Origin of the sequence: Pseudomonas sp. R1-1, assembly GCF_051132135.1 — a bacterium.
Lineage (GTDB): Bacteria > Pseudomonadota > Gammaproteobacteria > Pseudomonadales > Pseudomonadaceae > Aquipseudomonas.
Genome location: NZ_CP071663.1, coordinates 5949122 through 5963115 on the forward strand (window position 1 = coordinate 5949122; position 13994 = coordinate 5963115).

Annotated in this window: 13 protein-coding genes; 6 read left to right on the forward strand and 7 right to left on the reverse strand. The window is 61.0% G+C overall.

What is annotated here, in order from left to right; all coding sequences use genetic code 11:
- Positions 1-107 precede the first annotated feature (107 nt).
- The 5 genes from J3P75_RS26595 (at position 108) to J3P75_RS26615 (ending at position 4179) form a co-directional block, all read left to right on the forward strand.
- Positions 108-917 carry a MetQ/NlpA family ABC transporter substrate-binding protein gene (locus J3P75_RS26595; protein ID WP_090288244.1) on the forward strand — a complete coding sequence of 270 codons (810 nt, stop codon included), beginning with the start codon at positions 108-110 and terminating at the stop codon, positions 915-917.
- Positions 918-919: 2 nt separating this feature from the next.
- Entirely contained in the window at positions 920-2041 is a 1122-nt protein-coding gene (locus tag J3P75_RS26600; protein WP_434708759.1) for a methionine ABC transporter ATP-binding protein, read from the forward strand.
- Positions 2031-2675 carry a methionine ABC transporter permease gene (locus J3P75_RS26605; RefSeq protein ID WP_434708760.1) on the forward strand — a complete coding sequence of 215 codons (645 nt, stop codon included), beginning with the start codon at positions 2031-2033 and terminating at the stop codon, positions 2673-2675. Before J3P75_RS26600 ends, J3P75_RS26605 begins: the two co-directional genes overlap by 11 nt.
- Before the next feature lie 413 nt (positions 2676-3088).
- A complete protein-coding gene (locus tag J3P75_RS26610) occupies positions 3089-3445 on the forward strand; it encodes a DUF6124 family protein (protein WP_093106302.1) in 357 nt (118 codons plus the stop codon).
- Positions 3446-3549: 104 nt separating this feature from the next.
- On the forward strand, positions 3550-4179 hold the full coding sequence (locus tag J3P75_RS26615; RefSeq protein WP_434708761.1) for a class I SAM-dependent methyltransferase: 630 nt from the start codon (positions 3550-3552) through the stop codon (positions 4177-4179).
- Positions 4180-4276: 97 nt separating this feature from the next.
- Here J3P75_RS26615 and J3P75_RS26620 read toward each other — a convergent pair whose 3' ends face one another.
- From J3P75_RS26620 to J3P75_RS26630, 3 genes are read right to left on the reverse strand one after another with little or no spacing between them, the layout of a single operon-like run.
- Positions 4277-7330 carry an efflux RND transporter permease subunit gene (locus J3P75_RS26620; RefSeq protein ID WP_434708762.1) on the reverse strand — a complete coding sequence of 1018 codons (3054 nt, stop codon included), beginning with the start codon at positions 7328-7330 and terminating at the stop codon, positions 4277-4279.
- Positions 7327-8391, reverse strand: coding sequence for an efflux RND transporter periplasmic adaptor subunit (locus J3P75_RS26625; protein ID WP_434708763.1), 1065 nt, complete (start codon positions 8389-8391; stop codon positions 7327-7329). The genes J3P75_RS26620 and J3P75_RS26625 overlap by 4 nt, the downstream gene beginning before the upstream one ends.
- Positions 8388-9491 (reverse strand): efflux RND transporter periplasmic adaptor subunit, encoded by a 1104-nt coding sequence (locus J3P75_RS26630; protein WP_434708764.1) that lies wholly within the window; start codon positions 9489-9491, stop codon positions 8388-8390. The genes J3P75_RS26625 and J3P75_RS26630 overlap by 4 nt, the downstream gene beginning before the upstream one ends.
- Before the next feature lie 146 nt (positions 9492-9637).
- Here J3P75_RS26630 and J3P75_RS26635 point away from each other — a divergent pair, with 146 nt between their 5' ends.
- On the forward strand, positions 9638-10834 hold the full coding sequence (locus tag J3P75_RS26635; protein WP_434708765.1) for an AAA family ATPase: 1197 nt from the start codon (positions 9638-9640) through the stop codon (positions 10832-10834).
- Positions 10835-10940: 106 nt separating this feature from the next.
- On the opposite strand, the gene J3P75_RS26640 is transcribed toward J3P75_RS26635, so the two are convergent.
- From J3P75_RS26640 to J3P75_RS26655, 4 genes are read right to left on the reverse strand one after another with little or no spacing between them, the layout of a single operon-like run.
- Positions 10941-11813, reverse strand: a complete 873-nt coding sequence (locus J3P75_RS26640; RefSeq protein ID WP_434708766.1) for a transporter substrate-binding domain-containing protein — start codon at positions 11811-11813, stop codon at positions 10941-10943.
- Positions 11810-12592: an amino acid ABC transporter ATP-binding protein gene (locus tag J3P75_RS26645; protein ID WP_434708767.1), complete on the reverse strand. Its 783-nt coding sequence runs from the start codon at positions 12590-12592 to the stop codon at positions 11810-11812. The genes J3P75_RS26640 and J3P75_RS26645 overlap by 4 nt, the downstream gene beginning before the upstream one ends.
- Positions 12589-13248 carry an amino acid ABC transporter permease gene (locus J3P75_RS26650; protein WP_434708768.1) on the reverse strand — a complete coding sequence of 220 codons (660 nt, stop codon included), beginning with the start codon at positions 13246-13248 and terminating at the stop codon, positions 12589-12591. The genes J3P75_RS26645 and J3P75_RS26650 overlap by 4 nt, the downstream gene beginning before the upstream one ends.
- Positions 13229-13894 carry an amino acid ABC transporter permease gene (locus tag J3P75_RS26655; protein WP_434708769.1) on the reverse strand — a complete coding sequence of 222 codons (666 nt, stop codon included), beginning with the start codon at positions 13892-13894 and terminating at the stop codon, positions 13229-13231. The genes J3P75_RS26650 and J3P75_RS26655 overlap by 20 nt, the downstream gene beginning before the upstream one ends.
- Between the last annotated feature and the right edge of the window lie 100 nt (positions 13895-13994).

Here is a 13994-nt window from a genome sequence, read left to right on the forward strand (position 1 = left end):
GCAGGCTCACTCCTACATTTGGAATGCGTTCCCCCTGTAGGAGTGAGCCTGCTCGCGATGAGGCCACAACGGACACCAAAAATTCATGCACTGACTGGAAAACCATCATGACCAAGAATCTGCTCTCCCACCCAGTCAAAGCACTGGCCCTGGCCCTCGGCCTGTTCAGCTCGGCAGTGTTTGCCGCCGATGCACCGTTGAAAATCGGCACCACCGCCGCCTTCGCCATTCCGCTGGAAGCGGCCGTCGAAGAGGCCTCGAAACAAGGCCTGAAGGTCGAGCTGGTGGAGTTCACCGACTGGATCGCGCCGAACGTCAGCCTCGCTGCCGGCGATATCGATGTGAATTATTTTCAGCACATTCCGTTTCTGGAAAACGCCAAAGCCGCGTCGGGTTTTGATCTGGTGCCGTTCGCGCCGGGGATCATCAACAACGTCGGCCTGTACTCGAAAAAATACAAAAGCTTCGACGAGTTACCGGAAGGCGCCAGCGTTGCCATCGCCAACGATCCGATCAACAGCGGTCGCGGTCTGCAATTGCTCGCCAAGGCCGGTTTGATCACGCTCAAACCGGGCGTCGGCTACAAAGCCACCGAGGATGACATCGTCGCCAATCCGAAGAAGATCAAGATTCTCCAGGTCGAAGCCGTGCAACTGGTACGCGCTTACGATGACGCCGATCTGGTCCAGGGCTACCCGGCCTACATTCGTCTGGCGAAGACGTTCGATGCCGGTTCGGCGCTGCTGTTCGACGGCCTCGATCACAAGGAATACGTGATTCAGTTCGTCATTCAGCCGAAGAGCAAAACCGATCCACGCCTGATCAAATTCGTCGACATCTACCAGCATTCGCCGGCCGTTCGCGCAGCGCTGGATAAAGCTCACGGCAAGCTCTATCAAGCCGGTTGGGAAAGCTGAGCATGACCGCCGCGATCCAACGGCGACTGGAGACTCCAGAGCCACACACTGCTGAACAAACCGAGCTGCATCCCGAGCTGAACCGTGCCCATGTGCGCTTCATCGGGCTGGGCAAAACCTACAACGGCCGGCAAGGTCCGGTCGCCGCCTTGCAGGGCATTGATCTGGCGATTCAGCGCGGCGAAGTGTTCGGCATCATCGGTCGCAGCGGCGCCGGCAAGTCGTCGTTGATCCGCACGATCAATCGCCTTGAGCAGCCGACCTCGGGGCGCGTTTTGATCGATCAGGTCGACATTGGTGAATTCGACGAAGACCGTCTCGTCGCCCTGCGCCGACGTATCGGGATGATCTTCCAGCACTTCAATCTGATGTCGGCCAAGACCGTTTGGCAGAACGTCGAGCTGCCGCTGAAAGTCGCGGGTGTGCCGAAACAGCAGCGCGAGGAAAAGGTCCGCGAACTGCTTGAATTGGTCGGCCTGCAAAGCAAGCACAAGGCGTATCCGGCACAGCTTTCCGGCGGACAGAAACAGCGCGTCGGCATCGCCCGTGCGCTGGTGCACGACCCGGACATTCTGCTGTGCGACGAAGCGACTTCGGCGCTCGATCCGGAGACCACGCAATCGATCCTTGCTCTGCTGCGCGAGATCAATAAGCGTCTGGGCCTGACCATCGTGCTGATCACCCATGAAATGGCGGTGATTCGCGAGATCTGCGACCGCGTCGTCGTGCTTGAGCATGGCCGTGTCGTCGAGCAAGGCCCGGTCTGGCAGGTGTTCGGCAATCCGCAGCACGAGGTCAGCCAGACCCTGCTTGCGCCGCTGCAACACGCCTTGCCGGAAGAACTGCAAAGCCGTTTGCTCGCGCAATCGACTTCCGCCAGCGACGCTGTAGTGCTGCGCTTGCAGTTCACCGGCAGCGCCAGCGACGAACCGGACCTTGCGGCGCTGTTCGCTGCATTGGACGGGCGGGTAAAGCTGTTGCAGGGCGGCGTAGAACGGATTCAGGGGCATGCATTGGGGCAACTGTTATTGGCGGTCAGCGGCTCTTCGTTCAGCGCCGAGCAGTTGCGCGAGCGCGCCGCGCCATGGGCGCAACGAGTGGAGGTATTGGGTTATGTGGTTTGAGCGCTTGCTGCAGGGTTTTATCGACACCTTCCTGATGGTCGGTGTGTCGTCGTTGATCGCGTTGCTGGCGGGGATTCCCATGGCGGTGATTCTGGTCACCAGTGACAAGGGCGGGATCTACCAGGCGCCGATGCTGAATCGTGCATTGGGCGCCTTCGTCAATCTGTTCCGCTCGATCCCGTTTCTGATTCTGATGGTCGCGCTGATTCCGTTCACCCGCCTGATCGTCGGCACCACCTACGGTGTCTGGGCCGCCGTCGTGCCGCTGACCATCGCTGCGACGCCATTCTTTGCGCGGATCGCCGAGGTCAGTCTGCGCGAGGTCGATCATGGCTTGATCGAAGCCGCGCAGGCCATGGGTTGCCGGCGCTGGCACATTGTCTGGCATGTGCTGCTGCCCGAGGCGCTGCCGGGGATTGTCGGTGGCTTCACCATTACCCTGGTGACGATGATCAATTCGTCAGCCATGGCTGGGGCGATTGGTGCTGGTGGGCTGGGGGATATCGCTTATCGCTACGGCTATCAGCGCTTTGACAGCCAGATCATGTTGACGGTGATTGTCTTGCTGGTGGCGTTGGTGGCGGTGATTCAGTTGGGTGGAGACAGGCTGGCGCGCGGGCTGAATAAGCGCTAAGGTCGATAGCGGCAGGTGGCCATCAAGCAGATCCATGTGATCGCACGCATTTGGGCAATGCCCTTCCTAAAAATCAGACCCGTCCTACGCCAGATTTATCGTTTCGCCAGCCCGATCCACGCGGGTTTGCAGGACGCTTCCTAGAATGATTTGCCCGCTTGTACCCGAAATATCCTGTAGCTAATCTCCGCTCGTCACTGCTTGGCGGTGACCGGATTCAGTTGTCCGGATTCGCTGGGCGTGCGGTCAGGCCTGACCTTGGCAGAGCTTCAAGCTGCCTGATGTTGGCTGTGCGCAGGGCACTTTCGGGTGCGCCGATAACCGGCGGCCGGCGACTGATCCGCGTGCAGCCGCCGCCCTGCTCGTTTAGTCGCGAAATGGTTGGCTCCCCACTTGAAGTCAGGAGTTTACCCGTGGAAAAAAATCTTGCCGATCCGCCACTCAGCCTTACCTCCACCAAGCGGTTCACCGAGGATTTGCTCAAGGATCGCTCGGCACTGTGCCGCGCCGTTGACTCCCATCTGGCCGGCAATCACGTCACGGTGGCCGGACAGAAACGTGTCTACAGCATCAGCGAAGACGTGACGCTGGAAGATGCCCAGTTGTATGTCGCCGATCTGCTGCGCTGCGCTTCGGTGACTGTCCATCAATGCGGCGATCAGCTCGGGGGCGCGGATCGAGCCATGGTGTTCTCGGTCTGGCATCTGCTGGAGATGGCCAAAGCGATGATGGACCGCTCGATCGATTGCCTGGGCGCGAAGCAGCACTGAGTCCACGCATCATCACCGCCGGCGCTGGCAACAGCGCAGGCGGCGTTTTTTTGCCGGTGAAAAAGCTTATAGTCCGCTTCTCCCTCCGCCAAACAGCATTGATGATGAAGCAGACGCCCAGCGACCTCGAACAGATCACCGCCACGACGCTTGGTCATTACAACGCGGTGGCCGAAGACTTCCGCGAAGGCACCCGCGACCACGATGTCAGTCAGAACATCGATGCGTTGCTGCGACATATTCAAGGCCTGGCGCCGTTTACGGTTCTGGATTTCGGCTGCGGCCCGGGACGGGATTTGCAGACGTTTACCCGTATGGGGCACATCGCTGTCGGGCTGGACGGTTCCGAGGAATTTGCCCGCATGGCCCGTGAGGACAGCGGCTGCGAGGTATTGCAGCAGGATTTCCTCAAGCTGGATCTGCCGGCGGAGCGCTTCGACGGGATCTTCGCCAACGCGGTGTTGTTTCATGTGCCGTTGCAGGAATTACCGCGGGTGCTCAAGCAATTGCACGGCGCGTTGAAAGCCGGTGGTGTGTTGTTCAGCTCCAATCCACGCGGGGATAACCGGGAGGGCTGGAACGGGCCGCGCTATGGCTCGTATCACGATCTCCAGGCCTGGCAAGGTTTGCTGACGGCGGCGGGGTTTGTCGAACTGGAGCATTACTACCGGCCAGCGGGGTTGCCGCGCGAGCAACAGCCTTGGTTGGCGAGTGTCTGGCGTAAATCTTCATAAACCGTTCTGACGTCATCGCGAGCAGGCTCACTCCTACAGGGGACGCGTTTCAACTGTAGGAGTGAGCCTGCTCGCGATGAGTGCGCAGCACTCGCTTTTAAGCCGCGTCCTTTTGCGGCTCGCGAATCTTGTACCAGGCCACATACAGCGCCGGCAGAAACAGCAAAGTCAACAACGTCGCCACCACGATCCCGCCAATCATCGCGTAGGCCATCGGCCCCCAGAACACTTCGCGAGCGATCGGGATCATGCCCATGCTCGCCGCTGCGGCAGTCAGCAGAATCGGCCGGCGCCGGTGCTCGGTCGCTTCCACCACCGCATCCCATGGCGCATAGCCTTTCTGCTCGAACTCATCGATCTGCGTCACCAGAATCACCGAGTTGCGGATGATGATGCCGATCAGCGCAAGAATCCCCAGAATTGCCACGAAGCCCATCGGCGTGCCGGTCGGCACCAGCGCCAGCACCACGCCGATCAGCCCGAGCGGCGCGACGCTGGCCACCAGGAACATCTTCTGCACGCTGTGCAACTGGATCATCAGGAACGTTGCCATGAGAAACAGCATCAACGGCAAGACCTTGGCAATCGGCCCCTGGGCCTTGCCGCTTTCCTCGACGGTACCGCCGGTGGCAACCTTGTAGCCGACCGGCAGTTTCGACGCGAAAGCGTCAATCGATGGCTTGAGCAGTTTCACCAGATCGGTTGGCTGGATCTCATCGCGCACCGAAGCCTTGATGGTGATCGTCGGCAAACGGTCGCGACGCCACACCAGCGGCTGCTCCAGTTCATAGCGCACGGTGGCGAACGCCAGTAGCGGAATCGAAGTGCCGCTCGGCGTGACGATCTGCAGGTTCTGCAGGGTTTCCGGCGTACCGCGTTCGGAATCCACCGCGCGGCCGACCACGTTGATCAGGTAGATATCATCATCGACCTGGGTCAATGGCGAGCCGCTGACGATACTGTTCATCAGGTTCGCCACGTCTTCCGACGACAGCCCGAGCTGGCGGGCCTTGTCCTGATCAATGTCAACGCGCAGGACTTTGCCCGGCTCGTTCCAGTCGTAGATGATCTCGCCGATATGCGGGTTCTTGTCCAGTTCGGTGGCCAGATCGATGGCATGTTTGCGCACCTGATCGACGTCCTTGCCGCTGACCCGGTACTGGATCGGACGCCCGACTGGTGGGCCCATCTCCAGCGCCTGCACGTAGCTGCCGATGCCGACGAAGTCCTTGTGCAAGCGCTCGCGCAGGCGCTGGCTCAGCGCTTCGCGGGCCTCGAAATCCTTGCTGACGATGACCAGTTGCGCGTAGTACGGGTTCTGCAATTGCTGGTCGAGCGGCAGGTAGAAACGGATCGCGCCTTGGCCGATGTAGGTGCTCCAGCGCACGATGTCCGGGTCGCCCTTGAGCGTGGCTTCGAGCTTGTCCACCGCTTTGCGGGTTTCATCGATCGAGGCGTTTTGCGGCAGGTTCAGGTCGACGAGAATTTCCGGACGGTCCGAAGCGGGGAAAAACTGATTCTGCACAAAGCGCATGCAGAACACCGCCAGCACGAACAGCAGCACCGTGACGCCGATCGCCCACCAACGGTTGCGCATCGCCCATAACAGGCCGCCGTTGAAGGCGCGACCGATGCGACCCGGTTCGGCGTCATGCGCCTTCACCTTGTCGCTGAGGATATGCACGCCGATTACCGGCGCAAAGAACACCGCCACCACCCACGAGACGATCATCGCCACGGCAATCACCGCAAACAGGGTGAACGTGTATTCACCGGCGGAGCTCGCGTTGAGGCCGATCGGCACGAACCCGGCGACCGTCACCAGCGTACCGGTGAGCATTGGAAATGCCGTCGAGGTGTAGGCGAACGTCGCCGCCTGCTCCTTGGTTTCACCCATCTCCAGACGCGTGACCATCATCTCCACGGTGATCATCGCATCGTCCACCAGCAGGCCGAGGGCAATGATCAACGCCCCGAGGGAAATCCGCTGCATGGTGATGCCGCTGTATTCCATGAACACGAAGACCATCGCCAGCACCAGCGGAATCGAGCACGCCACCACCAGACCGGCGCGCACGCCGAGGCTGATGAAGCTCACCACCAGGACGATAATCACCGCCTCGAACAAGGCGCTGGTGAAGCCGCCGACGGCTTCTTCCACCACCACTGCCTGATCGGAGACCGTGTGCACGCCGACGCCCACCGGCAGGTCTGCCGTCAGTTCGTCGATGCGCTGGTGCAAGGCCTTGCCGAACTCCTGAACGTTGCCGCCCTTCTGCATCGCAATCGCCAGACCGATGGCCGGTTTGCCGTCGAAGCGGAATTCAGGCGTGGCCGGGTCGACGTAGCCGCGGCGGATCTCGGCGATATCGGCCAGACGATAGAAACGGTCGTTGAGTTTGAGATTGACCTCGGCCAGATCCTTTTCCGAAGCGAATTGCCCCGACGTGCGCACGGAAATCCGCTCGGGCCCGGCCTCGATCACCCCGGCCGGCGTCACCGCGTTCTGCGACTGCAGGCTTTGTACCACCTGACGCTGATCGATGCCCAGCGCGGCGAGTTTGCGCGTGGAGAAGTTCAGGTAAATCGTTTCGTCCTGCTGGCCGACCATTTCGACCTTGCCCAGCCCCGGCACGCTGCGAATCTCGGCGCGGGCCTGCTCCACGTAATCGCGCAACTGGCGCATGGTCAGCCCGTCGGCGGTAAACGCATAGACCGAGCCGAACACATCGCCAAACTCGTCGTTGAATCCCGGCCCTTGAATCCCTTGGGGAAACTGCCCGCGAATGTCATCGATCTTTTTGCGCACCTGGTACCAGATTTGCGGAATGTCTTCGGCGCTGGTGGTATCGCGCAGGTACACGTACACCGTCGATTCGCCGGGGCGCGTGTAACTTTTCACGTAATCGAGCGAGTCGAGCTCTTCGAGTTTTTTCTCGATGCGGTCGGTGACCTGCTTGAGGGTTTCGTCCTGGGTCGCGCCGGGCCATTTGGTCTGGATGACCATGGTCTTGATGGTGAACGACGGGTCTTCTTCGCGACCCAGATTGAAATAGGAGAACACCCCCATAAGCAATCCGACGAACATCAGATACCAGACGAATGACTGATGCTTGAGGGCCCATTCGGAGAGGTTGAAAGAGCCTTTCATTGACTGTCCTCGTCAAGTTTTACCGATTGTCCGGGTTTGAGACTGTTGACGCCGGCGCTGACCACCCGCTCGCCGTTCTTCACGCCGCCGGCCAGCACCACGCTGCTGTCGGTGCGGCTGATCACCGTAACGTCGCGGGGGCTGACGGTTTTGCTTTGGGTGTCGATCACCCAGATCCGCGGTTTGCCTTCGACCTCCTGCAACGCGGTGGCGGGCAATTCGATGCGCGGTTTGATCGCCGAACTGAGGGTCACGCTGATCGCCGTGCCGAGGCGAAAACCGTCCGGGGTGTCGGTCAAGGTCAAACGCGCCCGGCGCGTGCGTGTGGCGCTCTGCGCCTGGGGCTCGATTTCGCGGATGATCGCCGTGGTGTTGATGCTCGGGTCGAGTTGCGCGGCCACCGAAAACACCACGTCGGGCGGAAGCTGATCGACCAGCGTATCCGGCAGGTCGATCACCGCTTCCTTGATGTCCGGCTGGGCCAGCGTCACGACTTGTTGGCCGGCGGTCACCACCTGCCCGGCTTCGGCGTTCCACGCGGTGACCACGGCTTTGTGATCGGCGCGCAGTTCGGTGTAGCCGAGTTGATCCCGGCTCTGGTTGACCGCCGCGCGCGCCTGATCCAGCGAAGCCTGGGTGGTTTTCAGCTCGGTCGTGGCAACGTCCAGTTGCGCCTGCGCGCCGACGCCGCGATCGAACAGCGCCTGCTGGCGGCGCGCGTTGGCTTGGGCGTTGATCAATTGCGCCTGGACCCTGGCCAGGTCGCCCTCGGCCGAACGCAGCTGGTTTTGCTGGTCGGACGGGTCAAGGGTGGCGAGCAGCGTGCCCTTCTGTACTTCGGCGCCCACATCGACGTAGCGCCTGGCGATGCGCCCGCCGACGCGGAAGCCGGTGTTGCTTTCATAGCGCGCCTGAATGCTGCCGGCGAAACGCCCAAGGCTTTCCTCGCTCAACGCTTCGACCTTGACCGACAACACCGGGCGCACCGGTTCCGGCGGCGTTTCCTTTTCCGAGCAGGCGCCGAGCAACAGCGCCAGGCAAAACAGTCCGAGGCGCTTCATGGCTGCGCTCCCGGTTGCAAATCCTTATAAGTGTTTTCAGCGATCTCGACTTTCATGCCGGGGTGCAACAGTTGCCCGCCGGCGACGATGACTTTTTCTCCGCCCTTCAGGCCCTCGCTGATGATTACCTTGCCGGTCAGATAGCGACCTACCGTGACCGTGTGCAACTGCGCCTCGCCCTTGTCATCGACCATCCACACGGCTGGCTCGCTAATGTTTTTCGTCAGCGCCGACCACGGCAGCTCCACCGCCGATTTACCCGCACCTTTCGCTGTGGCACTGACGACCGAGCCGAGTTGCATGCCCGGCGGCAGCTTGTCGAGGCTGACCTTGACCTGCACGGTGCCGGATTGCGCCGACACTGCCGGGGTGACCTCGCGCACGGTGCCGGTGGTTTTGATCTCGGGGTTATCAAGCAGGCTGACCACGATCGAATTGTCCTCCGGACGCTCAGCCAGCAGCGACTCATACACGTTGAACACCGCATCACGGTCGCCATCGCGGGCCAGGCTGAAAATCGGTGCAGTAGCCTGCACCACTTGCCCGACTTCGGCCTGACGCTCGGTGATCACTCCCGGCGCATCGGCAATCAGCGCGGTATAGCTGAGTTGATCCCTGGCGTTGGCCAGTTGTGCCTGCGCGGCGCTCAGGGCGCTCTGGCTGCTGCGCAGGGCTGCCTGGGCGGAATCGTATTCGCTCTGGCTGGTGTAGCCCTTGGGCAGCAGTTTTTGCTGGCGGACGAAGGCCGCCGCGGCCTGTTTCACGCGGGCCTGCTCGGCGAGGACCTGAGCCTGGGCCGAATCGACATTGGTCTGCAGATCCTTGGGGTCAAGCTTGGCCAGCACCTGTTTGGCAGTGACGCGGTCACCGACGTCGACCATGCGCTGGATGATCTTGCCGCCCACGCGAAATGACAATTGCGTCTGCACGCGCGCCTGCACGTCACCGGTAAGAGTCACCGCTGCCGCGTAGTTCTGGGGTTTGACCTCTTGCACAAAGACCCGTGGCAAGTATTCCTGAGCGGGTTTCTTGTCGCCGCAAGCGGTGAGCAAGACCATGGCGCTCAACGCCATCAGCACTTTCAATCCGGGACCCGCCATGCACACTCCTTGGCCTTTAATGCTGCTGTCGAGACGATACGACTTCAGAGCTTAGAACAGGGTTCCACGGTTGCGGGCGCCAAGCACAGATTTATCTCATTGCGGGTATGCTGCAGACGTTCTGCAGTCACCCGGAGAAGGATTTCATGCTCAATACCCTGGCGGTGGCCAATTACCGCTCGATCAACAAACTGGTGATCCCGCTCGGGCGTCTGAACCTGATCACCGGGCCTAACGGCAGTGGCAAATCCAACCTCTACCGCGCGCTGCGCCTGCTGGCGGAAACGGCGCAGGGCGGCGTGGTCAATGCGCTGGCCCGCGAGGGCGGACTGGACTCGACGTTCTGGGCCGGGCCGGAAACCATCAGCCGGCGCATGCGCAACGGTGAGGTGGCGATCGAGCCGACAGTGCGTCAAGGCGTGAAGCGGTTGCGCCTGGGGTTTGCCGGGGAGGATTTCAGTTATTCGATCAGCCTTGGTCTGCCTGATTCCAATGGTCACTTCATGCTGCCGGAGCATGCGCGACCGATTCCCTCGCGTTTCAGCCTCGACCCGCAAATCAAGCGCGAATGCATCTGGGCCGGACCGCTGTATCGCCCGGCGAGCCTTTTGGTCGATCGCGATGGGCCGATGATCCGCGCGCGCACCGAACGCAAATGGGATGTCCTGGCGCAGCACACGCCGAACTTCGACAGCCTGTTCGACCAGATCGGTAGCCTGCGCAGCTCGCCAGAGGTATTCCAGATGCGCGAGTTCATCCGCCGCTGGCGCTTCTATGATCACTTTCGCAGCGATGCCGAGGCGCCGGTGCGCCAGCCGCAACTGGGCACCCGCACGCCGGTGCTGCACCACGACGGCCGCGACCTGGCGGCAGCGTTGCAGACCATTATCGAAATCGGCGACCCCGACGCCTTGCGCGCGGCGATCAGCGATGCCTTCCCCGGTGCGCGGCTGAACATCGCACCGCTGGCCGGTGGCCGTTTCGCCATCGAGTTCTATCAGGAAGGCTTGCTGCGGCCGTTGTCGGCGGCAGAGCTGTCGGACGGGACCTTGCGTTATCTGCTGCTGGTCGCGGCGCTGCTGACGCCGCGACCGCCATCACTGATGGTGCTCAACGAACCGGAAACCAGTCTGCACCCGGATCTGCTGCCGGCACTGGCACGGCTGATCATTCGTGCGTCGGAGCAGTGTCAGGTGTGGGTGGTGTCGCATGCGCGGCGGCTGATTTCGGCGTTGCAGGAGGATCCGGAGTGCAATTGCATCGTGCTGGAGAAAACGCTGGGGCAGACCGGGCTGGTTGGCCAGCGGGTATTGGATGAGCCGGCGTGGAACTGGCCTGACTGAGCGGTGACTGAAAAATTCGCGAGCAGGCTCGCTCCCACAGTCGTACGCGCGGGAGCGAGCCTGCTCGCGAAGAGGCCCTTCAAGCCACCAATTATTGATCAGACCATCACCCCTGCCACTTGCCCCCCTCGACAATCACACTCTCAGGCCGGGTGTCATCACTCAGTTCCTTGCGCACATACTGGTCATACAGCTTGAGCAGGTATTTCTCCTCGCCCAGCTTCGCCAGCTCGCTGTTCACCCAGTCGCGCAACTCGAGATTGCCTTTCTTCACCGCCGGCGCAATCGGCGCTTCGGCGCCGAGTTTTTCCTCGAGCACGCGATATCCGGGGTTCTGTTTGGCCCAGCTGAACAGCACCAGATTGTCCTGCGCGTAGGCATCGCCGCGGCCGTTGGCCAGGGCTTGCAGCGACTCGGAATTCTTTTCGAACTTGAGCAGTTTCCAGTCCGGATGATTCTTGGTCAGCCAGATATCGGCGGTCGTACCGGTGGTGACGATGGTGGTGCGAGTCGCCAGATCATCGAGCTTTTTCACCGAGCTGCCCTGCGGCACCAAGGCCTGCACCGCAACCTTGAGATTGGGGTTGGTGAATTCCACCGCCTCCTTGCGCTCCGGGGTCACGGTCATGTTGGCGAGGATCAGGTCGACCTTGTCGCTTTGCAGAAACGGAATACGACTGGCCGGTTCCACCGCGACGAACTCGACCTTGTTTTCATCGCCGAGCAGATCCTTGGCAAAACGTCGGCCGATGTCGGTATCGAAACCGACGTAACGGCCGCTCTCGTCAACAAAGCCGAACGGCGGTTTATCGGTGAACACGCCAACAATCAGCTTGTCGCGAGCCTTGATCTTCTCCAGGTAGCCGGCTGGCGCCGCACTCACGCTGGCGACTTTCGGCTTCGCCGGTTCTTCGGTTTTGCTGCAACCGGCCAGCAAGGCCAGGCTCAACAGGGGCAATAACAAAGCGGCAGTTTTCATAGCAGTTCCAGTTCCTTGGTCGGTTTCGTTTTCGGCAGTGTTGCCACGAAGGAGAACTTCTCCAGAAACTGCTGCGCGCGTGCGGTTTGCGGGTTCGTAAAGAAAATCTCGGGCGGGGTCTGTTCGAGGATGCGCCCGGCATCCATGAACACGATACGGTCGGCCACCGCGCGGGCGAAGGCCATTTCATGGGTGACGATCAGCAGGGTCATGCCTTCTCGGGCCAGGCCCTGAATCACTTGCAGCACTTCCTTGACCATTTCCGGGTCAAGAGCGGCGGTAACTTCATCGAAGAGCATCACCCGTGGGTTCATGCACAGCGAACGGACAATGGCGATGCGTTGCTGCTGACCACCGGAGAGCTGACGCGGGAAGGCGTCGCGCTTGTCCGCCAGGCCTACGCGCGTGAGCAAGGCTTCGGCCTGTTGCTGCGCTTCGCCGCGCTGACGTTTTTGCACTTTGAGCGGGCCGAGCAGCAGGTTGTCGAGCACGCTCATGTGCGGAAACAGGTGATAACTCTGGAACACCATGCCGATCTGCTGGCGGATTTCGCGCCAGTCGGTGGCCTTGTCGAGCAGCTCGCGTCCGACAAATTTCAGGCTGCCGCTGTGGGCCTGTTCCAGACCGTTAAGGCAGCGCAGTAGCGTACTTTTGCCGCAGCCGCTGGGGCCGAGAATGACGATGACTTCGCCACTCTGCACGCGCAGATCGATGCCATTGAGCACCTGCTGCTCGCCATAGAATTTATTGAAGCCATGAAACTCGATCAGTGCGCTCATGCTTGCGTCCAGCGTCGCTCCAGCACGCGCGAGGCGGCCGACAGCGGGTAGCAGATGAAAAAGAAAAACAGAAACAGCGCGCCATAGATCAGTACCGATTCGTAGGTGCGCTCGATGATCTGCTGGCCGACCTTGATCACATCGACCACACCGATCAACACCGCCAGCGAACTGGTCTTGATGATCCGCGTATAGACGTTGATGGTCGGCGGTGTCATGCGCTTCAGTGCTTGCGGCAGCAGCACGTAGCCGTACAGTTGCGCAACGTTGAGACCGATCGACAGCCCTGCCTCACGCTGGCCGCGTGGTAGCGAATGCAACGCACCGCGCGCGACTTCGCCAACTTCGCTGGCGCCCCATAGCGACAGCACCAGCACCGCGCACCAAAAGCTTGGCAGGCTCAGGCCAAAGAAAATCGGCAGGCCGAAGAACAGCAGGTACAGCCAGACCAGCACCGGAATCGCCCGGAACAACTCCAGGTACACCCGCAAAATTGCGTTGAGCCACCCGACGTTGAGCGTACGCAACACGCCGTAGAACACGCCGCCAACCGTGCTGATGGCGATGCTCAGAAACGAGATCGACAGGGTTTGCCCGGCGCCCCTGGCCAGTTGCGGCAACGACACCCAAAGCAATTCAAGACCCGAACTGGCCATGCTGGAGCCTCCTTTCCAGACGGCTGAGCAGCAGCGACAGCGGCAAAAACAGCAGCACGCAGATCAGCGTCAGCACGGCGAGCATTTCGTAGGTTTTATAGTAGAGCGCGATGTAGCTCTTGGTGGTGTAGAGGATTTCCGGCACCGCCACCGCCGAGACGATGGTGGTTTCCTTGAGCAGAAAGATGAAATTGGCGAACAGCGACGGCAGGCTGAGAATGCCCGCCTGCGGCAGGATCACGTAGCGCAGCAACTGGCCGTGGGACAGGCCGATCGACCGCCCCGATTCCAGCTGCGCCTGCGGCACCGCCTCGATGCCGGCACGCAGCACTTCGGTGAGGTAGGCACCGCCGAGAAAGGTCATGGTGATGATCGCCGCGGTGAAACCGGAGACTTTGATCCCCAATGCCGGCAAGGCGAAGTAGACGAAGAACAGCTGGATCAGTAGCGGCGTGTTGCGCGCCAGTTCCACGTACACACCGACCAGTTTGCGCAGGTACGGCGTGCGAAATACCAGGATCGTCGCGTTGAGCAGCGCCACCAGCAGCGAGGTGCCAATGGCGATCAAACCTACCTGCAGCGTCACGCCGACGGCTTTGAGAAACGCCGGCAGGGTGCTGAGGATAAATGCGTAGTCGAAAGTCATGCCTGTCCTGACGTCGCTCGGTAAACGACGGTGAAGCAATCCATGGACAGCGGATGGCTGTCCGGCAGGCACTGACTTTATAGGTATAAAAACAAGAGTT

Excerpts from the sequence above, each read along its gene's own strand:
- J3P75_RS26595 (WP_090288244.1), top strand. The coding sequence starts at position 108 with ATGACCAAGAATCTGCTCTCCCACCCAGTCAAAGCACTGGCCCTGGCC.
- J3P75_RS26600 (WP_434708759.1), top strand. The coding sequence starts at position 920 with ATGACCGCCGCGATCCAACGGCGACTGGAGACTCCAGAGCCACACACT.
- J3P75_RS26605 (WP_434708760.1), top strand. The coding sequence starts at position 2,031 with ATGTGGTTTGAGCGCTTGCTGCAGGGTTTTATCGACACCTTCCTGATG.
- J3P75_RS26615 (WP_434708761.1), top strand. The coding sequence starts at position 3,550 with ATGAAGCAGACGCCCAGCGACCTCGAACAGATCACCGCCACGACGCTT.
- J3P75_RS26620 (WP_434708762.1), bottom strand. The coding sequence starts at position 7,330 with ATGAAAGGCTCTTTCAACCTCTCCGAATGGGCCCTCAAGCATCAGTCA.
- J3P75_RS26625 (WP_434708763.1), bottom strand. The coding sequence starts at position 8,391 with ATGAAGCGCCTCGGACTGTTTTGCCTGGCGCTGTTGCTCGGCGCCTGC.
- J3P75_RS26630 (WP_434708764.1), bottom strand. The coding sequence starts at position 9,491 with ATGGCGGGTCCCGGATTGAAAGTGCTGATGGCGTTGAGCGCCATGGTC.
- J3P75_RS26635 (WP_434708765.1), top strand. The coding sequence starts at position 9,638 with ATGCTCAATACCCTGGCGGTGGCCAATTACCGCTCGATCAACAAACTG.
- J3P75_RS26640 (WP_434708766.1), bottom strand. The coding sequence starts at position 11,813 with ATGAAAACTGCCGCTTTGTTATTGCCCCTGTTGAGCCTGGCCTTGCTG.
- J3P75_RS26645 (WP_434708767.1), bottom strand. The coding sequence starts at position 12,592 with ATGAGCGCACTGATCGAGTTTCATGGCTTCAATAAATTCTATGGCGAG.
- J3P75_RS26650 (WP_434708768.1), bottom strand. The coding sequence starts at position 13,248 with ATGGCCAGTTCGGGTCTTGAATTGCTTTGGGTGTCGTTGCCGCAACTG.
- J3P75_RS26655 (WP_434708769.1), bottom strand. The coding sequence starts at position 13,894 with ATGACTTTCGACTACGCATTTATCCTCAGCACCCTGCCGGCGTTTCTC.